Origin of the sequence: Aquisalinus luteolus (assembly GCF_009712425.2) — a bacterium.
In the GTDB taxonomy this organism is placed as follows: domain Bacteria; phylum Pseudomonadota; class Alphaproteobacteria; order Caulobacterales; family Parvularculaceae; genus Aquisalinus; species Aquisalinus luteolus.
The window spans coordinates 360437-380795 of sequence record NZ_VCJR02000002.1 but is presented as its reverse complement, the minus strand read 5'-3'; the positions used below and the strand labels follow the sequence as shown (position 1 = coordinate 380795).

The 20359-nt window shown below is 59.8% G+C and carries 19 protein-coding genes; 8 read left to right on the top strand and 11 right to left on the bottom strand.

The genetic code is table 11. The features are described 5' to 3' along the window. Positions 1 to 10: 10 nt before the first annotated feature. On the bottom strand, positions 11 to 235 hold the full coding sequence (locus FF098_RS10340) for a hypothetical protein (protein ID WP_155140194.1): 225 nt from the start codon (positions 233 to 235) through the stop codon (positions 11 to 13). Positions 236 to 248: 13 nt separating this feature from the next. Next, a complete protein-coding gene (locus FF098_RS10335) occupies positions 249 to 689 on the bottom strand; it encodes a hypothetical protein (RefSeq protein WP_155140192.1) in 441 nt (146 codons plus the stop codon). 141 nt (positions 690 to 830) lie between these two features. On the opposite strand from FF098_RS10335, the gene FF098_RS10330 reads away from it, so the two are divergent. Continuing rightward, entirely contained in the window at positions 831 to 2015 is a 1185-nt protein-coding gene (locus tag FF098_RS10330; protein ID WP_155140189.1) for a PQQ-dependent sugar dehydrogenase, read from the top strand. A gap of 217 nt (positions 2016 to 2232) precedes the next feature. Further along, complete coding sequence (locus FF098_RS10325) at positions 2233 to 5592, top strand: autotransporter family protein (protein WP_155140187.1); 3360 nt, start codon at positions 2233 to 2235, stop codon at positions 5590 to 5592. 71 nt (positions 5593 to 5663) lie between these two features. Here the strand turns inward: FF098_RS10325 and FF098_RS10320 are convergent, their stop codons facing one another. Further along, positions 5664 to 5933: a DUF1674 domain-containing protein gene (locus FF098_RS10320; RefSeq protein ID WP_205967467.1), complete on the bottom strand. Its 270-nt coding sequence runs from the start codon at positions 5931 to 5933 to the stop codon at positions 5664 to 5666. Between the two features lie 77 nt (positions 5934 to 6010). Here FF098_RS10320 and htpX point away from each other — a divergent pair, with 77 nt between their 5' ends. The 3 genes from htpX to FF098_RS10305 all read left to right on the top strand — a co-directional run bounded on the left by htpX (position 6011) and on the right by FF098_RS10305 (position 9196). Next, positions 6011 to 6919: a zinc metalloprotease HtpX gene (htpX, locus tag FF098_RS10315; RefSeq protein ID WP_155140185.1), complete on the top strand. Its 909-nt coding sequence runs from the start codon at positions 6011 to 6013 to the stop codon at positions 6917 to 6919. Between the two features lie 169 nt (positions 6920 to 7088). Further along, positions 7089 to 7997: a heme-dependent oxidative N-demethylase family protein gene (locus FF098_RS10310; protein ID WP_155140183.1), complete on the top strand. Its 909-nt coding sequence runs from the start codon at positions 7089 to 7091 to the stop codon at positions 7995 to 7997. Between the two features lie 26 nt (positions 7998 to 8023). Next, positions 8024 to 9196 (top strand): serine hydrolase domain-containing protein, encoded by a 1173-nt coding sequence (locus FF098_RS10305; RefSeq protein WP_155140181.1) that lies wholly within the window; start codon positions 8024 to 8026, stop codon positions 9194 to 9196. A 9-nt stretch (positions 9197 to 9205) separates the two neighbouring features. Here FF098_RS10305 and polA read toward each other — a convergent pair whose 3' ends face one another. The 3 genes from polA to FF098_RS10290 all read right to left on the bottom strand — a co-directional run bounded on the left by polA (position 9206) and on the right by FF098_RS10290 (position 13436). Next, positions 9206 to 12052: a DNA polymerase I gene (gene polA, locus FF098_RS10300; RefSeq protein ID WP_155140179.1), complete on the bottom strand. Its 2847-nt coding sequence runs from the start codon at positions 12050 to 12052 to the stop codon at positions 9206 to 9208. Between the two features lie 84 nt (positions 12053 to 12136). Next, positions 12137 to 13000 carry a pirin family protein gene (locus FF098_RS10295; RefSeq protein ID WP_155140177.1) on the bottom strand — a complete coding sequence of 288 codons (864 nt, stop codon included), beginning with the start codon at positions 12998 to 13000 and terminating at the stop codon, positions 12137 to 12139. A gap of 97 nt (positions 13001 to 13097) precedes the next feature. Next, positions 13098 to 13436 carry a hypothetical protein gene (locus tag FF098_RS10290; protein ID WP_155140175.1) on the bottom strand — a complete coding sequence of 113 codons (339 nt, stop codon included), beginning with the start codon at positions 13434 to 13436 and terminating at the stop codon, positions 13098 to 13100. 394 nt (positions 13437 to 13830) lie between these two features. On the opposite strand from FF098_RS10290, the gene FF098_RS10285 reads away from it, so the two are divergent. Beyond that, positions 13831 to 14145, top strand: a complete 315-nt coding sequence (locus FF098_RS10285; protein ID WP_155140173.1) for a hypothetical protein — start codon at positions 13831 to 13833, stop codon at positions 14143 to 14145. A 100-nt stretch (positions 14146 to 14245) separates the two neighbouring features. Here the strand turns inward: FF098_RS10285 and FF098_RS10280 are convergent, their stop codons facing one another. The 3 genes from FF098_RS10280 to FF098_RS10270 all read right to left on the bottom strand — a co-directional run bounded on the left by FF098_RS10280 (position 14246) and on the right by FF098_RS10270 (position 17142). Beyond that, on the bottom strand, positions 14246 to 14992 hold the full coding sequence (locus FF098_RS10280; protein WP_155140171.1) for a hypothetical protein: 747 nt from the start codon (positions 14990 to 14992) through the stop codon (positions 14246 to 14248). Between the two features lie 91 nt (positions 14993 to 15083). Continuing rightward, positions 15084 to 16394, bottom strand: a complete 1311-nt coding sequence (locus tag FF098_RS10275; RefSeq protein ID WP_155140169.1) for a polyhydroxyalkanoate depolymerase — start codon at positions 16392 to 16394, stop codon at positions 15084 to 15086. A gap of 136 nt (positions 16395 to 16530) precedes the next feature. Next, entirely contained in the window at positions 16531 to 17142 is a 612-nt protein-coding gene (locus FF098_RS10270) for an SCO family protein (RefSeq protein WP_155140167.1), read from the bottom strand. Between the two features lie 128 nt (positions 17143 to 17270). Between FF098_RS10270 and FF098_RS10265 the strand changes: the two genes are divergently transcribed. Further along, complete coding sequence (locus FF098_RS10265; RefSeq protein WP_155140165.1) at positions 17271 to 18644, top strand: ActS/PrrB/RegB family redox-sensitive histidine kinase; 1374 nt, start codon at positions 17271 to 17273, stop codon at positions 18642 to 18644. A gap of 28 nt (positions 18645 to 18672) precedes the next feature. Beyond that, the gene (locus FF098_RS10260) at positions 18673 to 19236 is read left to right on the top strand and encodes an ActR/PrrA/RegA family redox response regulator transcription factor (RefSeq protein ID WP_155140163.1); all 564 of its coding nucleotides are present in this window, start codon (positions 18673 to 18675) and stop codon (positions 19234 to 19236) included. Between the two features lie 3 nt (positions 19237 to 19239). Here FF098_RS10260 and FF098_RS10255 read toward each other — a convergent pair whose 3' ends face one another. Next, positions 19240 to 19965, bottom strand: a complete 726-nt coding sequence (locus FF098_RS10255; RefSeq protein WP_155140161.1) for a class I SAM-dependent methyltransferase — start codon at positions 19963 to 19965, stop codon at positions 19240 to 19242. A 39-nt stretch (positions 19966 to 20004) separates the two neighbouring features. Next, positions 20005 to 20343, bottom strand: coding sequence for a TfoX/Sxy family protein (locus tag FF098_RS10250; protein WP_155140159.1), 339 nt, complete (start codon positions 20341 to 20343; stop codon positions 20005 to 20007). Positions 20344 to 20359: the final 16 nt, after the last annotated feature.

Sequence of the window (20359 nt, the reverse complement as noted above, 5' to 3'; positions counted from 1 at the left end):
CGCCCAAGGGTCAATACCAATGGCTGAAGAGAAACCCGATTGCACGGGCGACCGCCGGGAAGACTGCCCCGACGATGAAGCCGGCAGCCGTCGCGCTGCATACGACAATGATCTGACATGTCGGCACGGGAATGTGCAATCCGCCGTATAGCACTACGATCACCATAGCCAAGAGACAGACGGGAATCGCGACGACACCCCCTTGGATAAGGCGCTTGAAGATTTCGAGCACCATGACCCGGCTGTCCCTAATCCCGCTTTGGACGGGCAAGCTCAAAGACAAGCCCGCCGATACCCGCCGCGACAAGCTGTAAGATATAGCCGGTCGTTCTCTGGGCAGAGGAAATCGGGATTTCATTGCCCGGCACGAAAACCTCCATCAGGAACAGCGCCAGCGCCAGCGACGCGACACCCGCAACGATATAGGCAATGGGCGAGAGGAACGGCAGCAGCGCCTTGACCAGTGAGGCGACGAAAAAGCCGATGGCGAACCCGGTCGCGATGACGATGCTGTAGAGCCACAGCCCGGCAAGGTCGCTTAGCGTCGTCTCCAGCCGCGTATCGAAGGTGATGGTGGCACCGAGGTCGGCAAGCTGGGCCAGCACCATCTGGGTCTGGAAGATGCTCGCAAACGCATAGGCAATGGCAGACGCCAGCACCCAGGCAAAGATATTTCCGAAAAACCGCATGACACCCCTTCCGTCACAAACGCGTCAGCAAGGCCGACAGGAACACTTATCGAATTCATAGAATATTGTGCCACGCCCCGCCAGCCTCTAGGGTGGGTCCGCTACGACATCATCACCGGAATATGATCAAGGGGATCCACCATGCGCTTTCTGACCGCCATCTCTGCCACCGCCCTCCTCTTCGGCCTGTCTTCCGGTCTGGCGCTCGGCACCGCGAATGCCCAATCCACGCTGATCGAGGACAATATCCCGGCGGCCCCGGTCAATTACGAACTGGAGGTCCTCGCCGAGGGTCTCAATACTGCCTATTCCATCGCCTTCCTGCCGGATGAGGGCGGGTTTGACGGCGACATGCTGGTGGTCGAGAAATCCGGCGCGCTGCGTGTCTTCCGCGACGATGAACTGCTGCCGGACCCGGTCGAGGGCATGGCGCCTGTGCACTTCAACAGCCAGGCCGGTTTCCTCGAAGTCGCCCTGCACCCGGATTTCGAGGAGAACAGCAAGATCTACCTCGTCTATGCCCATGGCGATGAAGATGCCAACGGCACGCGCCTTGCCATGGCGACCTTCGTGCCGACCGAAACCGGTGGCATGCTGGAAGACTATGAGGTGCTGTTCACCGCCGATCCGCTGAAAGCAGGCAGCGCCCATTATGGCGGCCGCATCGCCTTCCTGCCGGACGATACGCTGCTGCTGACCATCGGCGAAGGCTATACCCAGATGCAGCGGGCCCCCAAGCTGGACAACCATTTCGGCAAGATCATCCGCCTCAATCTCGATGGCTCGGTGCCACAGGATAATCCGTTCGTCGGACAGGACGATGCCAAGCCGGAAATCTGGTCCTATGGCCACCGCAACCCGCAGGGGCTGATCTATGATCCCGCCTCGGACACGGTCTATGAGCATGAGCACGGGCCGAAAGGCGGCGACGAGATCAACATCATCGAGCCGGGCAATCACTACGGCTGGCCGGTCATCACCTATGGCATCGACTATTCCGGTGCCACGATCTCCCCGTTCAAGGAAATGGACGGCATGGAGCAGCCGGTCATGTATTTCCTGCCGTCGATCGCCCCCTCGGGCTTCACCATGTATCGTGGCGACAAGTTTCCCGAATGGGATGGCGACCTGTTCATCGGCGCGCTGGCCCATGAGCATGTCCGCCGCATCGACATGGGCGAGGATGGCAGCTTCGGGAACCAGCAGGAACTGTTCACGGAACTGGGCGAGCGCATCCGTGACGTGCGCACCGGCCCGGACGGCTATCTCTACGTGCTGACGGACGGTTCCGACGGCAAGGTGATCCGCGTGAAACCGGCGCAGTAAGCCGGTTTCAGCACACCCTCGACCGGATTAGCGATCCGTAACTTCCCCCTGTCCTCAGGCTATTTGGGTTGCAAAACGCCCCGTGTTGGGCGAGACATTAACCTTCTGAAAAGGACAGGAGCGTCCGGAAACCTGACAGCACCGATCATCGCCGCCCGCAGGCCGCGGTGTTCCTGTGTCAGAGCTTTCCCGGCGCGAGGAAACAAACGGAGTTATTATGGTAACGGGTATCACTCAGCCGACCGGTCTTCCGAGCAAGCGTACCTTGCGGGCGATCCTTCTTGCAGGCGTCGCCACCAGCCTGCCTCTCTTTGCTATGGGCGCACAGGCACAGGAAGTCACGATCGACGATGATCGCACGACGCCGGTGGAAACTGCGACCGCAAGCAATGGCAATCCTGCCGATGTGACCATCGATACCGACGGCTCGATCACCCTCGACAATGGCGGCACCGCCGTAACCGTTAACTCCGACAATGACTTTACCCTGCAGGGCGACCTTGTCCTCGGCCATGTGGATGACGCGATCGGCGTTTTGATCGAGCCCGGCAATACTGGCGACATCATCATTGGCGGCCGCATCCTGATGGAGCGCACGGAAGCGCAGGAAGATGCCAACGCGGACGAGGAAGTTACCGACTATGCAGACGACCGCTACGGCGTTCTGCTGCAGGCAGGCGGCACGCATACCGGCGATATCAGCTTCAGCTCCACAGGTGCCATCAGGCTCTATGGCGACAATTCGGTCGGCATGGACCTCGCCGGTGGCCTTGACGGCAACCTGTCCATTGCCGGTGACTTTACCGTCGGCGGCGAGAATGCCGTCGGCCTGGCGATCCGCGACACCGTGACCGGCGATGTGACGATCAGCTCGTCCAGCATCAGCTTTGTCGGCGGCACGGGCGCCACCGGTTACCTGATCGAGGGCGATATCGAAGGCAGGCTGCTGCATGCTGGCAGCATCACAGTGACCGGCTATTTCGACAGCACGGTCGATTCCGAGGCCGATCCCGACAATAACAATGAAGAACAGGCCGCGCTCCAGGGCGGGTCTGCAATTGATCTTTCCGGCAATGTTGATGGCGGCTTCCTGATCCAGGGCCCCGTGCCAGTTGCCGACCGTCCCACGGATTATACAGCACCGGCGACGGCAAGCGTTCTCGTCGATGGCAGCGCCCCGGCGCTGTGGATTCATGGCGGCGCCGTGCTCGGTGAGCTTGATACGTCTGATTTCGGGGCCGGCTACGGCTCCTGGGGCTTCGTCAACCGCGGCAACATCACCGCTCGCGGGCTTTACTCCCAGGTGAATTCGACCGGTGCGCGGATCGAGGATGCGACCATCTTCGGCGGCGTGCGCAATGACGGTACCATCCGCGCTTCATCCTATAACGGCAATGCAACGGCCCTGCATCTCGGCAATATCACGCTCGACACGCTGCGCAACGCGGGCACGATCCAGGCAGTCTCCAATGCCGACGATGCGACACTCGGCACGGTCAATGCCACGGCGCTGCTTATCGACGCTGACGCAACAGTGCCCAGCCTGCGCAACGACCTGCGGATCGAATCCGCCGTCACCGCTGACAATGGCAATGCCATCGGCATCAACGATGAAAGCGGTACACTGACGGAAATATACAACACCGGCGGCATCTTCGCCACTGTCATAGACTTTGCCGACGACGATGGCGAAGACCCGACAGGCGAAGCCATCGCCATCGACGTGTCGGCGAACACGACCGGCGTCACCATCCGCAACACAGTGTCGGACACCTTTGACGAGGATACAGGCAATCGCGCCAATTTCGGGCAGGTTCGCGGCAACGTGCTGTTCGGCACCGGCAACAACAGCTATCTGGCAGAGTCGGGCGTGACCCAGGGGGATATCTTCTTCCAGGGTGGCGATGACACCGCCAGCTTCTCCCAGTCAGCCCACATGTTTGGCGATATCGATTTCGGCATGGGTGCGGACCTTTTCGATCTGGACGATGCCAACTTTGTCGGGAATGTCGAATTCGGCGGCGGCATGGATGTGATGAACATCCTCGGCGGCGGCTTCTTCAGCGGTGACGTGACGGATTCCGACGGCATGCTGGACATCACGGTTTCCGGCGGCTCGACATTCTATGAGACGGGTGCGGAAGACACCAGCATCAGCAACCTGTTCATCGGCTCTGCATCGACGCTTGGTATCGGTATCAGCGAGAACGGTGCCGGCGCGACCAGCTTCATCGTCAGCGATACGGCAACTCTGGAAGACGGCGCAACGATCCAGCCGGTCTTCATCGGCGGCGCGGTCGAGACAGTTACCGCAGAAATCATTATTGCCGACATCCTGAACGTGGACCCGACGCAGCTGGTCATCGGTGATGCCGAAGGCAACACACCTTACCTGTTCAACATCACATTCGATACGACAACTGATGCGACAGCCGGTACGGAAAGCCTGATCCTGAACGTACAGCGCCGCACGGCACAGGAGCTGGGCCTGCAGGAAGGTCTTGCACCCGCCTATGTCCCGACGCTGGAAGCACTGGCGACCGATGACAATCTCGGCCCGCTGGTCCTGAACTTCACCCAGGAAGCCGATTTCCGCGATGCGCTGAGCCAGTTGCTGGCCGGTCCGCTGGACGCACCGCTGGCTTATGCCCGTGCACAGAACAATTCTGTCACCTCGATCGTGACCCAGCGCCTCGACCTTGCGCGAAACGCTGGTGCCTATCCGCGTACGTTCTGGATCCAGGAAGAGACCTATTTCCTCAACCGTGAATCCGACGACGTTTCCAACGGCTTTGACGGCGGCGGCTTCTCGCTCGCTGCCGGTGTCGACGCCGGTCTCGACAATTATGTCGATGCCGTGGGCCTGTCGCTGAGCATTTCTTCGGCCAAATATGACGAGAAGAAAGGCGGCGACTTCCCGTTCGAACGCCTGACTTATGGTTTTGGTGCCTATGCAGCCTTCTCTACCGGTCCCGTCCAGCTCGATACAAGGGCCGAATACGCGATCACCAAGAGCGAGTCCGAACGCAACATCTCCATTGGCAGCGTCGATCGCACGGCCTTTGGCGAATGGGATGGCTCACAGATCGCCGCGAGCGCGCGTGTGCGCTACTCGGCCGAGGTGCTGGGCCTGACGACAGAGCCCTTCGTCAGCGCTGACTTCGTCAGCATCACCGAAGACGCCTATGAAGAAACAGGTGGCGGCAATGGCGTGAACCTCGCGGTCGAAGAGCGCACCTATGAGAGCCTGCGGGCCAATGTCGGCCTGCGCGTCGGCAAGGTCTTCGAGATGCGCCCGTCGATCTATGACACCGGCATTCCGGGCACGATCCACCCTCAATTCACCCTCGCCTGGTCGCAGGAGCTGAATGACGACCCTCTGACGGCGGATTACCGCTATCTTTCAGGTGGTGACGAATTCACGCTGTTCACCGACCCGGAAGAAGGGGCCGCTATCGTCGGTGCCGATGTCGCCTATGAGAACGAGTATGCCAAGCTGCATCTCGGCGTGTCGGGCACATTCGGGGACACGACCGAAGCGCTGATCCTGCGCGCCGGGGTCGGCCTGAAATGGTAGGCTGACAAATAAGGAGTACAAAAAAGCGGCCCCGGGACGGGCCGCTTTTTTTATGTCCAAAGCTGCAACACTCAGCTGAAGTCGATGGCGCGGCCGGCCTTTTCCCAGTCGCCATAGCGGGTCGCCTCGGCCCTGTCTGGGCCATCGACTTCCCTAGGCAAGTCTGCCCTTGCATCCATTGCCGCACGCCGGTCACGCGCCTCGCGCAGCGCAGCGATCTGGGTTTCGTTCAATTCGACACCATTGACGATCAGCGGGATACCATCCTCGGTCGTCGGCACCGGCATTTCTGTCTCGTCTTCCCCTGTCAGGGCCGGGTTTTCATCCTTGGCTCCGGTCATGGTTCAGGCCTCATATCCTTGTAATGCCGTGGGCTTTCCCTATCTCATATAGGTCTCAACCAATGGAGTGGAAAGCCATGAGTTCGGTATTGCGCACCGGCATCCTGATTGCTGCCATGACGGCGTTATTTGGCGTCATAGGCCTCTTGCTGGGCGGCAAGGCGGGCATGCTCATCGCCCTTGTCATCGCCGCTGGCATGAACGTGTTCAGCTATTGGAACGCCGACAAGATCGTGCTGAAAATGTACAATGCCCGCCGGATAGACCCGGAGACGGCGACAGGTCGCATACTGCGCTATGCCGAGATGACGTCTGAGCTTGCCCATAGGGCGGGTATGCCGCAGCCGAAAATCTATATAATCGAGAACGACCAGCCGAACGCATTCGCCACGGGCCGCAACCCGGACAACGCCGCCGTCGCCGCGACGACCGGCCTGCTCGCCATGCTCAGTGACGAGGAGATCGCCGGCGTGATGGCGCATGAGCTGGCCCATGTGAGAAACCGCGACACGCTGACCATGACAGTCACCGCGACGCTGGCCGGTGCGATCTCCATGCTTGCCAATTTCGCACTGTTCTTTGGCGGCGGGCGCGACCGGGGCGGCCTGATCGGCTCTATCGCGATCATGATCTTTGCGCCGCTGGCCGCCGGCCTGGTGCAGATGGCGATCAGCCGCACGCGCGAATATGAGGCGGACCGCATCGGCGCGGAGATTTGCGGCCAGCCGCTGTGGCTCGCCTCGGCGCTAGCCAAGATTTCCAACGGCGTTGCCCGCATTCCCAATCCGACGGCGGAGCGTTTTCCGGCTTCAGGCCAGATGATGATCATGAACCCGCTTTCGGGCAAGGGCGCGGACAATCTGTTCTCCACCCACCCGGGCACGCAGAACCGCATCGACCGGCTGGTCGAGCTCGCCCGCTCCATGGGACAGACACCGGCCTATAGCGAGGAAGCCCCGCAGACACAGCGCGGGCCATGGGGATAGTCGACGGGATAGTCGATCTGAAATGACTTGTCGGAAAGCCCGCCATTGTGCGGGCTTTTTTGAAGGGGATGGAACAATTGGCAGACATGCCTGTAAGGCAAAGTCTGCCTTGCAGGCACTTGGCGGAAAACTCTTAAGTGCACCATCGCGCATGTGTTAGAGATACTGGATGACCGCCTTCCGCCACACGCCCTATGACGGCACTGCCCTGCCCTTTACCATGGGTCTGGCGCCGTGTGCGGAGGAAGACTGGATCGAGCAGGATGATCACATGACCGATCACCTGCTGCAAAAAGATCGCTTGCTGACGCAGCGTCCCGCGGCCGTCTATCGAACGACCGACGGGATGCACACGGCGGAATCCGAACTGCTCGACCTGCTGAGGAAGCACCTGCCCCACACCTTTCCCCATCTCTATGAAAGCGATGGCGACATCATCACCATCAAGCCGATGGGCGTCACCTACACCGTCGCTGACTTCGCCGACGCACCCCTCGCCCTTGCCGGGCGGCTGGTGCAGGAGGATTTTTGTCTGATCCGTCCGCGCGATGACGGCACTCACGAACTTGCAGCCGCCTGCCTGGGCTTCCCGTCTTCCTGGCGACTGGCCGACAAGATCGGCAAACCACTGGAGGCCGTGCACGGACCGGTTCCGGATTACAAGGGCGACCTCGCACCACGCGTGAACCGGCTCTTCACGCGCCTGCCGGACAACCAGATACTCTGGCGCATGAACTGGTCGCTTGATGAAGGCAACGCCCTGCATCGCCCGCAACCACACAGCCATGATGCATGGCTCGATACCGGCGGCGATCCGCTCGACCACCTCAGCATACGGACAGAACGTCAGACCGTGCGCCGCCTGCCGCAAACCGGGCTTATTGTGTTCACGATCAAGATCGGCCTCGACCCGCTGGGCGCCCTCGCCCATCACCGTAACGCCGCAGCACTGGCTCAGGGGATGCATGATCAGCTGAACGCGATGACAGAGGCGCAAGCTGCCTACAAGGGCCTCGCCCGCGCCCGCCCCGTTATTCTCAAACGCCTTGCCGATATCGCTTCAGGCGGCCTAAGCTGACAATCAGTCGAGCCAAGGAGAGTTTCATGTCACTGCGTCGTTGCCTGCTAATCGTGGGGACACTCTGCTTCGGCTTTTCTGCCTGCACGGAAGACAAGGTACCCGATGAAGGCCGTATCGTCGGTGAGCAGCAGGCGCGTGCGGCTGCCGATATTCAGGGCGCTACCAAAGCGGAGCAACTGGACGCCGTCTTCACCCGCGCCATGGAAGAAAACGGCTTTATGGGCCATGTCATCGTTACGCATCATGGCGAATTGATGTTCGCCAAAGGCTATGGCTTTGCCGACATCGAAGCAGGGCTGGAGCATGGCATCGACGTGCCTTTCCCGATTGCATCGGTGACCAAGCAGTGGACAAGCGCTGTTGTGTTCCTGCTTGCCCAGAGGGGCGTCATCGATCTCGACAACACGGCAAACCAGTATCTGGGCGAGACCTGCCCCCTGCCTCAGGGCAGCGCGACACTGCGCCAGCTGATGTCCCATACCAGTGGCCTCGTACGGGATGACGAGTTCAACCGGGCGATTACCGACACCGGTATTCTATATGGTCCCGCCGCGCCCTTTGCCGCTTTCGTATGCTCCCTGCCGCAGTCCGATGACCCGGGTACGGAGTTTTATTACAAGAATACCGACACGATGGTGTTACAGGCCGTGCTTGAGCAGGTGACCGGCAAGCCCTTCGCCGAACTGCTGGCTGAGGAACTGCATGAGCCCCTTGGCATGACGGCGTCCGGCATGGTCGCTGCCGCTATACGACCCGACGGCATGATGGTCGGTTATGTGCGCGACGGCGAGACCTATGAGCGGGAGGACTATCCGCTCTATGTCACCGCTGCCGGTGGCGGTCTTTCGACCCCGCGCGACATGGCGATATGGAACAATGCGATCATCGAGGCGCCGCTCTTCGATTCGATCCGCGATGAGTGGCTGCGCGGCGATGGTGCCATCGGCTATGCTGGCGCCGGGCACTGGGTATTCCCCTATTCGACGGGCGAAGGCGAGTGGCTGATGACCGTGGAGCGGCAGGGCCATATCGGCGCGATCCACAATGCCAACATCGTGCGCCCACAGGACGGCTATACGTTCAACCTCGTCAGCAATGTCGGTGGCGTCGACATGAACAATATCTACAACCAGCGCGGCCTCGCCTATGAGACGATCCGTATCCTGCTCAGCGAGAACACGAGTACGCCGGAATAGGTAGCGAGGTTAGTGCGCCTCGTCCCAGTTCAGCCCGGCGCCGGTTTCGACCACCAGCGGGACGCTGATCTTCAGGACCGGATCGCACGCCGTCTCCATAACCTGCTTTACCAGTTCACGCGTGTCATTGGCCTGGTCCGCCGGACATTCAAAGATCAGTTCATCGTGGACTTGCAGCAGCATTCTTGCCGACAGCTTTGAACGCGCCAGCGCATACGGCATACGGATCATGGCGCGGCGGATGATGTCGGCGGCAGAGCCCTGGATCGGGGCATTGATCGCCTGGCGTTCGGCATAGGACCTCTGCGCCGGAATCTTCGCCTTGATGTTCGGCGTGTGCGTCTTGCGCCCGAACACGGTCTCGACATAGCCATGGGTCATGGCCGTCTTCTTGGTGTCGTCCATATACTGACGGATACCGGGGAATTTTTCGAAATAGGCGTCGATATAATCCTTGGCTTCACCGCGCGGAATACCGAGCTGGTTGGCAAGCCCGAAAGCGGAGATGCCATAGATGATCCCGAAATTGATCGCCTTGGCCTTGCGCCGGACCATCGGGTCCATCCCCGCGATCGGAACGCCGAACATTTCAGATGCTGTCATGGCATGAATGTCGACACCGTCGGAGAAGGCCTGCTTCAGCGAGGTGATGTCAGCGATATGAGCAAGTAGCCGCAGCTCGATCTGGCTGTAGTCGGCGGAGACAAGCACATTGCCCTCCTCGGCGATGAACGCCGTGCGGATCTTGCGACCATCTTCCGTCCGTATCGGGATGTTCTGCAGGTTCGGATCGTTGGAGGAAAGACGCCCCGTGGTGGTCGAGGCCAGCGAATAGCTGGTGTGGACCCGGCCGGTATCCTTGTTAAGGTCCTTTTGCAAAGCATCCGTATACGTGCCGACGAGCTTTGAAAGCTGCCGCCAGTTGACGATTTCGCGGGCGATCTCATAGCCCTGCGCGGCGAGATCATCGAGCACATCGGCGCTGGTCGACCACGCGCCGGTCTTGGTCTTCTTGCCGCCGGGCAGGCCCATCTGGCCGAACAGGATATCGGAAATCTGTTTTGGGCTGCCGAGGTTGAAGTCCTCCCCTGCCAGTTCGCGTGCCGCCGCCTCGTGCGCACCCATGCGCTGGTTGAACTCTGACGACAGGCGCGAGAGAACATCGCAATCGACCTTCACACCTTCGCGCTCCATTGCGGAAATTACGGCAGGCATCGGTCGCTCCAGCGTTGCATACAGCGTTGCCATCCGCTCACTGACGAGACGCGGCTTCAGCGCCTGCCACAGGCGGAAGGTGACATCGGCATCTTCGGCGGCGTATGGCGCAGCTTCCTTGATGACCAGCTGGTCGAACGTCTTCTGCTTCTTGCCAGTCCCGGCAATGTCGGTGAACTTGATACAGGTGTGACCAAGATGCTTGTCGGCCAGCTCGTCCATGCCGTGGCCGTTGATCCCGCAATCAAGCGCATAGGAGATCAGCATCGTGTCATCGATGGGCGCGACATCGATGCCATAGCGCGACAAGAGCAGCATGTCATATTTGAAGTTCTGGCCGATCTTCAGCACACTGGCATCTTCCAGCACCGGCTTGAGGATCGCCAGTGCATCCTCCAGCTTCATCTGCTTGCCAACATCTTCGTCATCGAAGGCCAGCCCTTCGCCGCCATGGGTCAGCGGCACGTAACAGGCTTCCCCGGGCCCGGTCGACAGACACACCCCGACGAGCCTTGCCGTCATGCAGTCAAGGCCGGTCGTTTCGGTATCAACGGCGAGATGGCCGCGTTCGCGAGTACGGGCCATCCATTCGCGCAGGCGTTCAGGCGAGAAGACGGTCTCGTAGGCATCCCGGTCGATGGGCTTTGTGTCCGGCGCAGGGGCCGCAGCGGGCGCGGACGGTTCAGGCACATCCGCGCCGGCCTGATCCGCCTTTGTACGCACCCGTTTCGTCAGTGTGGTGAATTCCATCTCCTCGAGGAATTCGATCAGCCGCGCATGGTCGAAGGGCGTAACGACGAAGTCGTCGATCTCAGCCTCGATAGGCACATTGCATTCCAGCGTGACGAGTTTCTTCGACAGCCTTGCATTGTCTGCATGCTCGATCAGACTTTCGCGGCGCTTGTTCTGCTTGATCGCCTCTGCATTCTCCAGCAGGTTTTCCAGCGTGCCGAATTCCTCCAGCAATTGCGCCGCCGTCTTCGGTCCGATGCCGGGCACGCCTGGCACGTTGTCGACGGAATCGCCGATCAGCGCCTGCATGTCGATCATCTTTTCCGGCCCGACACCAAATTTCTCGATCACCTCGTCGACACCGATGCGGCGAGACTTCATCGTGTCATACATGATCGTATGCTCACTGATCAGCTGCATCAGGTCCTTGTCGGAGGAGATGATAATCGTCTCCGCCTCAAGCTGCTCCGCCTGCCGTGCATAGGTGCAGATCAGGTCGTCTGCCTCATAGCCCTGCAGCTCGATACAGGGCAGGCCGAAGGCGCGCACCGCATCGCGGATCATCGCGAATTGCGGCTTCAGGTCATCAGGCGGCTCGTCGCGATTGGCCTTGTACTCAGTATACATCTCGTTGCGAAACGTCTCGGAGGAATGATCGAAGATCACCGCGAAATGGGTTGGCGTGCCCATCTCTTTCACCGCATCGTCATTCACGTCGGCGAGCAGCTTCCACAGCATGTTGCAGAAGCCGGAGACGGCGCCGACGGGCGCGCCATCGGACTTGCGGGTCAGCGGCGGCAGGGCGTGATAGGCACGGAAAATATAGGCAGACCCGTCGATCAGGTAGAGCCTGTCACCTTTTTTCAATGGAGCTTTCTGGGATGCCTGTTGCGGGGATTTGTCGGACATGGCTCTTGGTTTCCTCTGGTCAGACAGACATAGACGGCCCGGCCAGAAGTCGCAACAAGGCGGCAGGTGAAGGAAGCGAAAGGATCAGAGGTTCATCGGCTGGCGGTCGAACTTGCCGGCCTGATAGTCACGGATCGCCTCGTTGATCTCCTGATGGGTGTTCATCACGAAGGGCCCGTGGGCGACGACCGGCTCGCCGATCGGGTCGGCATGACCGAACAGGAAACGGCAATCGCTCTTGGCCGTCAGCGTCACATCGTCCCCATCGCCGTTGAATTCGACGAGATACCATTCCTTGATCTCGGTGCCCGCAACCTCCGCCGCACCGGAGACCAGATAGAAGAAGATGTTGCGTGCCGCCGGGGCTGGCAGGGTGATGCTCGCGCCCTCCTTCAACTCGACCCATGACATGAAGACGTCGGTAAGCGAGTCGACCGGGCCACTCTGGTCGCCAAACTCGCCCGAGACGAGATGCAGCGTACCCTCGCCATCGGCGACCTGAATCTTGGGGATGCCATCGGCCTGCACGCCGGTATAGCGCGGCTCGGTCATCTTCAGCTTCGACGGCAAATTGACCCAGAGCTGCAGGATTTCCATGTCCCCGCCCTCGCGCTTGAAGGCGGCGGGCGACAGTTCAGCATGGACAAGGCCCGAGCCCGCCGTCATCCACTGCACGCCGCCAGCCTCGATGATGCTTTCATGGCCGCCCGTATCGTGATGGGCGAGCGAGCCGTCGAGGATGAATGTCACCGTCTCGAACCCGCGATGGGGATGCGGGCCGAAGGGCAGGCCGTTATTGCCCGGGCGATAGGTCTGCGGCCCGTGATGGTTCAGGAACAGGAACGGGTCGACCTGCGAGACCTTCTGGCCCGGCAGCGGGCGGCGGGTGACGAGGTCCGCGATATCGTCGCGATAGGACGGATGCTGGCGGGCGATGGTGCGGGTCATTAGCCAAATCTTTCCTGTTGTCTTATCAACAAGATAGCCTGTGACAGCGGCTTTGCCACCTGCATGGAAGGGAATTGATTATTGCGTCTTTAAGACCTCAATACCGGCTGTAGACCAGATCGCCCGCACTGTTTATCCCGGCGCAAGCATCGTCCCCGTCAGGCACCCGCCCTGACAGGATTGCGCTCACGCCTGCAACGGCCAGTGACGTCCAGAGTGTCTCCCGGTCGAAATCTTCATAGGCATCAATGTCCCGGCCTGCGGCCCTCTCGAAGTCATCGGCCATGTTATTGGCGGCAATGACCGAGCCCGCCGTCGCGGCACATTCGATGCGTTGCGCCTGACGATAGTCATATCCGTAAGGCGACGCTGCGCACGCAGACAGGCAAAGAAGCCCTATGGCACTTGAAAGGGCAGTCCTGAAAATATCCATCATATCTCTCCCGCAGGGAAAGTATCATGGATATATGCAGACAGAAAGCATCGTATACAGATGAGTGAACGCTTACACCCTCATATGGGTGGTGGCCCTGGCTATCTGAGATCAATGAAGCACCCATCTATTACCCTTGTTGACCCGGCAAAATAGTCCGATCATCTTTCACAAGAGCTTTTACCGAAAAGGATTTTGGAGAGTGCGCAACCTGGAGAGGCAATTACTTCTGCTTCACCCTATGTGGATTTTAGGTTACGCAATAATCGCAAGCCTTTTTGCCGGACTGGTAGAATTGTCCTATCCGGAGTCACGAGGACTGGAACGCGACCTGATTTAACACCTGATTCTTTTCCCGATCTGGTGCTATCCATTCGTCTTTATTGATTATTTCTCGGTGAAGCTCAGAACACGATTAATCAACTCAGTATTCCTGGCGATCTTTGCGATGGGGATACTGACAGCAATCATCTCGCCAGTAGTTGTAGATCAGCATACGGCAGACCTGATCAAGCTCTTCGTGGATGTCATTGCTTCTGGAAGCTTCTTTGGCTTGGCCATCACCGCAGCATGTGTTCTGAATGCGCGAGAAACCGCCTCGCCAAACAACGTTGCCAGACAGGTTTTCTATTTTTTCTGCTTCGGCATGCCCTATGTCGGCGCTTTCGCCATCAGGCCGAAGATACTTTTACTCCTGGAAAATCCTGAATAGATCGAAATCACTCCGCTGCGATGGCGGCGCGGGTCGAAGGGCAGGCCTTCATGTTCAGCCTGTAAGGCTGCGGCCCGTTGTTGCGTAAAGAGAATGACGCCTAGCCGCAGGTAAGCCCGGCTGATTTTGCCTTCATATCCGGTTTCACATAAGCCGTTGCGGCGACAAGGTCCTCGACGACTATCATGCTGTGTTTCTCGTAATCCTCCTGATTAGCGCCATAGCGGTCGTAACCACGGACGGACTCGCGCAGGGTCTCGCTATCGGCGATCACGAACCGCACATTGCCGCCATCTTCCGCATTGCTGAATACCCTGTTCATCTCCGACCGCTCTACCGTGCCCAGAAGTGAAAAGGTCGCACTGTCCGGGCTGCCGCTATAAATCGGTACGTAAGGGGAGAGATAGTCATATTCTCCGTCATAGGTGACCTCCGCACCGAAGAGCGCGGTATATCGAAACCCCTTTGCTTCACCTTGCGATTCCGACCAGTCGATGGTCTCCTTACCTCTTTTCAACTGGGGCACGATTACATTGACGGTCTGCAGCCAAGGGTCACCAAAATCATCGGAATCATATCTGAAGGAAAAGATGACATTCATCTTGCTCTTTCCCTTGAGGGTCTTGAGTCCCTTTGGCAGGGCAACCTCGCGGATCGCATCGGCCTGCCAGTGGTCACGCCACGCGGTTATCGTCCATCCGTTTTTCTCGAAGGTCGCCTTGCAGGTATCGGGTGTGAAAAAACCCTGTGCATTGGCGGGGCCGGCACCCGACACAAGCATGACCGCCCCTGCCGCCAGAAGTTTTGTTGTCGCCAATGGCAAGAAGGTACAGATTTTACGCCGCATTTTTTCTCTCCCGTTTTGGGAAAGGATACGTCAAAACCATCCGCACGCAAACAGATAAATCGTTAGCCTGCATCCCCTGAACAGGGGAGATTCATTCCGCCGCGATGGCCGCGCTCGCCCTGCTGTCGAGAAATTCTTTCTCTGCCGCCTCGTCGTAATGCGCCTTGATGAAGCCGGCGAGTTTCGGCTGGATCTGTTCGCGCCATTTGGAGCCGTTGAAGACGCCGTAATGGCCGACGCCCGGCTGGACATAGTCGATCTTGTCATCCGCCGGAATGCCCGTACACAGATCATGGGCAGCCTGTGTCTGGCCGATGCCGGAAATGTCGTCGAGCTCACCCTCGACCGTCATCAGCGCGACATCGGTGATCAGCTCAGGACGCACGGTCTCGCCGTGATGCTTCAAGAGGCCTGTCGGCAGGCGGTATTCCTGGAACACGTCGCGGATCGTCTGCAGGTAGAACTCTTCCGTCATGTCGCATACGGACAGATACTCGTCATAGAACGTCTCGTGCTTGGACGTGCTCTCGCCATCGCCCTTCACCAGGTTCTCGAAATATTTGTAGTGCGCATCGACATGGCGTTCGGAGTTCATCGACATGAACGACATCAGCTGCAAAAAACCCGGATAGACGCGGCGCAGGAAGCCCGCATAGGGCGCAGGCACTGTCTGGATCATGTTCGACTCGAACCATTCGAAGGGCTGTTCCTCGGCCAGCAGGTTCGTCACCGTCGGCGATTTGCGTGCATCGATGGGGGAGCCCATGAAGGTCATGGTCGATGGCAGGTTCGGATCGTCATGGGCACTCATGTGAGAGATCGCAGCGAGAAGCGGCGGGCCCGGCTGGCAGACAGCCATGGTGTGCGCCTTCGGCCCGACAACGGCCATGAAGTCGATCAGGTAATCGATGAAATCGTTGAGGTCGAACCGCCCGGCGGCCAGCGGCACGTTGCGCGCATCGGCCCAGTCGGTGATATAGACATCATGCTCCAGCATCATCTGCAGCACCGTGCCGCGCAGCAGCGTCGCATAGTGGCCGGACATCGGCGCGACGATCATCACTCGCGGCTGGACCGGCGCTTCGTCAGCCTTGTTAGCCTTGGCCAGCGCTGCTTCATCGCGGCGGAAATGGATGAGATTGCCGAAGGCCTTGCGACGGACAACTTCGATCGTCACCGGCACGTCGACGCCATTGATCTCGACGGAGTCAAAACCCCATTCCGGCTTGCCATAGCGGCGCGTGACACTCTCGAACAGGTCGAGGGATGCAGCGGCGGTTCGGCCGATCCAGTTATTGCTGGCCGGGTTGAACGGCGATTTCCAGAATTGGGCGCTAATCTCGGCGGCTGCGCGGAAGGGTGTCAGCGCCGTATGGCCAAGTTCGTAGGCAGTATAGAGCATGAACCCTCACAAATCCGTTCCAGCCGATAATTCCGACCGGGAGACGGAGCCTATAATGAAATTCCTTAAAATCCAAGGTATCGTTATATTATTCAGATACCGCTATCATAAAGAACATTGTGCACCGCACAATGGTTCATGATATCCACAATTTTAAAACAGATGCAATATCCTTGGGGGTCATGGAGGTCTCCAGCGCCAGTACGGGCGTGCCTTCGTCGTCCAGCACATAGAACAGGTCCTGGTGGTTCATGGTATAGCCCATGGCCGAGTCTTCCAGTTCCACCTTCGCTGCATAGACTTTCATGCTTTTGCGGGCCTCTTCTGCGGCTTCCGGCGTGCCGGTCAGGCCCAGAATGCGGTCATCGAAAGCGAGATGGGCCTTCAGCACCTCCGGGGTGTCGCGCTCCGGATCGACGGTGATAAACAATGGCTGGACCTTGTCCGCATCACCGCCCATGGCATCGAGGCTGGCGGACATCACCGATAGCGCCGCGGGGCATACATCCGGGCAGCTGGCAAAGCCGTAATAGGCAAAGACGGGTTTGCCTTCGAACCGGTCATCGCTGGCTGGCTCGCCATTATGGTCAACCAGCTCGAATTCGCCCTCGAATGCCTCGGACAGCTCTATGACGCCCGGATTGCTCAGCGGGTCTTCCTGCGAACAGCCGCCGATCCCGGCAAGCATGACGACGGTGGCGGCAAGAAAGCCCAGCTTGCTGGTCTTCACGGGACGGGGTGGCAACATATCCGATTATCCTCGTTGACAATTTCTGCTCTATGTAGGGCCGGTATAGCCCCGTCGTAAGATGACGGGCATAAATTGACCACCCGCGCGGCCCATTTGCCGCAGCAAGCAGGAGTAATGGGAGCGCCATGGCGATCACGCCACCACCACAGCCAGTCAGCTATATGGGTCGTTACCTGCGCCTGCGCACGCTGACGAATTTGCGCTGGATGGGCGCGGCCGGGCAGATGGTGACGATCCTGATCGTCTATTTCTTCCTCGGCTTCCACCTGCCGCTCGGGTGGTGCCTCGCCGCCATCGCCGCCAGTCTGTGGCTGAACCTGTTCACCGTGTTGCGCACCGAGAGCGGGGCGACGCTGAGCCCGTTGGAAGCGGCGGGCCATCTTGCCTTCGACCTTGTCCAGCTGGCGACCGTTCTGTTCCTCACCGGTGGCCTGTCGAACCCGTTCGCGGTGCTGATCCTCGCGCCGGCGACGATTGCCGCGAGCGTGCTGCCGCGCAAGTTTGCATGGAGCCTGCTCGGCCTTGCCTTTGTCCTGATGAGCCTGCTTGCCCTGTTCCATCTCGACCTACCCTGGCGGGAGGGGACGGAGGTGGTGCTGCCCCGGCTTTACGCGATCGGCGTCTGGATCTCCCTCGTGATCGCGCTTGTCTTTCTTGCCATCTATGCCCGCCAGGTTGCGTCGGAACATTCGAAGATGACCAATGCCCTTGCCGCGACGCAGATGGTGCTGGCGCGCGAAGAACAGGTCTCCGCCCTTGGTGGGCTCGCCGCGGCCGCCGCCCATGAGCTGGGCACGCCGCTGGCCACGATCCAGCTGACGGCCAAGGAGATGGCGGCAGAGCTTGAAGATCACGAGCTGAAGGAAGACGCGATGCTGGTCGTCGCGCAAGCCCGCCGCTGCCGCGATATCCTGACCCGCCTTTCAGACGATGCCGCAGCCGGTGATGCCCGCCACGACAACATGTCCCTGCGCGCCCTGATCGAAGAGGCGGCGGCACCCTTCACCGAGTTCGGCGGGGTACAAATAGACCTTTCCCTGCGCGGACCCGACCCGGACCTGCCCGACATTGACGGGCTGAAGCGCCGGCCGGAGCTGATCTACGGCTTGCGCAACATCATCGAGAATGCAGTGAAATACGCGCAAGGCTCCGTCACGGTCGAAGCCCGCTGGACCGAACGCGACCTGTCCATTTATGTGCTCGACGATGGCGAGGGCTTCTCGTCGGAAATGCTGTCGCGGCTGGGCGAACCCTATCTCGCCCGGGGGTCAGAACGCCGCCACGCCGCCCGTCGGCAGGAGGGCAATGTGGAGCGGGACGGCCTCGGCCTTGGCTTTTTCATCGCCAAGACGCTGCTGGAGCGTACCGGCGCGCAGATCAGCCATGGCAATCGCCCGCGCCGCAACGAGGAAACCGCAGAGACTGCGCCAAAAGGCGCATGGGTGCGGCTGGACTGGCCGCTGGCAAATCTGAAAAATTCGCCTAAATCAGGCTCATAAGGTTTGCAGGAACAAGAAACGACCAATCATGAACGATACGCCACAGACCAGCGACACCCCGACAGACCCGGCAAAAAGCCTGTTGATCGTCGATGACGACATGCCCTTTCGCACGCGCCTTGGCCGGGCGATGGAAAAGCGCGGCTATGCCGTGACGCTGGCCGAGGGCGTGGAAGAGGCCAAGGCGATCCTGCGCAAGGAAGCCCCCGCCTTCGCCGTCGTTGATTTACGGCTGGAGGATGGTGACGGCATCGAGCTGGTCAACCTGATCCACGATATCCGCGAGGATTGCCGCGCCGTGATCCTGACCGGCTATGGCAACATCACCACCGCCGTTGCCGCGGTGAAGGCCGGTGCCATCGATTACCTCGCCAAGCCCGCCGATGCGGATGACGTTGAAAAGGCGCTGCTCGCCCCGCCGGGCCAGATGCCGGAGCCGCCGGAAAACCCGATGTCCGCCGACCGCGTGCGCTGGGAGCATATCCAGCGGGTCTACGAGCTGTGCGACCACAATGTCTCCGAAACCGCCCGCCGCCTCGGCATGCATCGCCGCACGCTGCAGCGCATTCTCGCCAAGCGCGCACCGCATTAGTCTTCAAACGACCTCAGCGTCGATAATCATGAAGGACGGCTCCCGGCTGAACTTCTTGTATTTGCGCGGGTCGATCTCCCGCAGTTCAGGTGCGGGCTCCACATCCTTTATTTGATTGAGCCTGAACCCGGCAGCGATCAGGGGGTTCATCATTTCGGCGAAGGATCGATAGTGATCGGGTACGGTCACGGGGTTTTCTGTGAAGCCCTTCCAGACTGCCTTGCAAAGATGAACGCCATAGGCCGTCGGCGGACCATACCATTCCCATGCGGCGGTCGGATGCTGAACGGAAAAGACGAGCCGTCCGCCTTTGACCAGCACTCTCCTGAATTCAGCCAGCGGCACCGACCAGTCGCGGATATAGTCGATGGCGAGGGATGAAACGATGAGATCGCAACATCTGCCCGGCAGAAAATCGAGCGGCTTGGCCATATCTGCCACATGCAACGCCACTTTGTCGCCGACACGCTTCCTGGCCTCGTTGATCATCGCCGGGCTAATATCGAATCCGACAACCTCCCCTGCCCCCTGATCAAGCAGATAGCGCAGCAGGAACCCCGGACCGCAGCCGGCGTCCAGAACTTTCAGTCCGCTGACATCCCCGATCTGCGCCCGCATGGCGGGATGTTCCATATGGCCGTTTTCTGCCTTGGTCGCGGCGATCGCCGAATAGGCGCTGGCCAGGGCTTCATAAGCCTCAAAAGCAACCGGCTGGTCGTCAGTACTCATGTCAGAACTCCGATTTCGGGGTTGTCGCTCTTTAGTCGCCTATTTCGGCGGCAGGGCCCCGACATAGTCAAGCGCCATCAGGGCGAGCGTTTTCAGCGGCCCGTCACGCGTTTCCTCGTTCAGGAAGATGAAACCGCCCATCTTGCGCCCGCCATGGATCATCGGCTCGGTCAGCGGCTCACCCAGCGCTTCTTCCTCTTGCTCCTTGCCAACGCGGAACATGAAGCGCCCGACGCCATCCTTGTCACGCCGCACCCCGCCCAGCATGTTGCCGTTCAGCATGTAACAAAGCCCGCCCATCATCGCCTTCTCACCCACGGCGACCGTCTCCGGCAGGGCAGACATGAACCGCCGCTCCATTTCCTCGTCCCGCGCCATTTTCGTCTCTCCCGAT

Coding starts and splice junctions, on each gene's coding strand:
- FF098_RS10320 (WP_205967467.1), bottom strand. CDS start 5,933: ATGACCGGAGCCAAGGATGAAAACCCGGCCCTGACAGGGGAAGACGAG.
- FF098_RS10295 (WP_155140177.1), bottom strand. CDS start 13,000: ATGACCCGCACCATCGCCCGCCAGCATCCGTCCTATCGCGACGATATC.
- FF098_RS10255 (WP_155140161.1), bottom strand. CDS start 19,965: ATGAGTACTGACGACCAGCCGGTTGCTTTTGAGGCTTATGAAGCCCTG.
- FF098_RS10340 (WP_155140194.1), bottom strand. CDS start 235: ATGGTGCTCGAAATCTTCAAGCGCCTTATCCAAGGGGGTGTCGTCGCG.
- FF098_RS10265 (WP_155140165.1), top strand. CDS start 17,271: ATGGCGATCACGCCACCACCACAGCCAGTCAGCTATATGGGTCGTTAC.
- FF098_RS10270 (WP_155140167.1), bottom strand. CDS start 17,142: ATGTTGCCACCCCGTCCCGTGAAGACCAGCAAGCTGGGCTTTCTTGCC.
- FF098_RS10330 (WP_155140189.1), top strand. CDS start 831: ATGCGCTTTCTGACCGCCATCTCTGCCACCGCCCTCCTCTTCGGCCTG.
- FF098_RS10335 (WP_155140192.1), bottom strand. CDS start 689: ATGCGGTTTTTCGGAAATATCTTTGCCTGGGTGCTGGCGTCTGCCATT.
- FF098_RS10280 (WP_155140171.1), bottom strand. CDS start 14,992: ATGCGGCGTAAAATCTGTACCTTCTTGCCATTGGCGACAACAAAACTT.
- FF098_RS10290 (WP_155140175.1), bottom strand. CDS start 13,436: ATGATGGATATTTTCAGGACTGCCCTTTCAAGTGCCATAGGGCTTCTT.
- polA (WP_155140179.1), bottom strand. CDS start 12,052: ATGTCCGACAAATCCCCGCAACAGGCATCCCAGAAAGCTCCATTGAAA.
- FF098_RS10325 (WP_155140187.1), top strand. CDS start 2,233: ATGGTAACGGGTATCACTCAGCCGACCGGTCTTCCGAGCAAGCGTACC.
- FF098_RS10305 (WP_155140181.1), top strand. CDS start 8,024: ATGTCACTGCGTCGTTGCCTGCTAATCGTGGGGACACTCTGCTTCGGC.
- FF098_RS10260 (WP_155140163.1), top strand. CDS start 18,673: ATGAACGATACGCCACAGACCAGCGACACCCCGACAGACCCGGCAAAA.
- htpX (WP_155140185.1), top strand. CDS start 6,011: ATGAGTTCGGTATTGCGCACCGGCATCCTGATTGCTGCCATGACGGCG.
- FF098_RS10275 (WP_155140169.1), bottom strand. CDS start 16,394: ATGCTCTATACTGCCTACGAACTTGGCCATACGGCGCTGACACCCTTC.
- FF098_RS10250 (WP_155140159.1), bottom strand. CDS start 20,343: ATGGCGCGGGACGAGGAAATGGAGCGGCGGTTCATGTCTGCCCTGCCG.
- FF098_RS10310 (WP_155140183.1), top strand. CDS start 7,089: ATGACCGCCTTCCGCCACACGCCCTATGACGGCACTGCCCTGCCCTTT.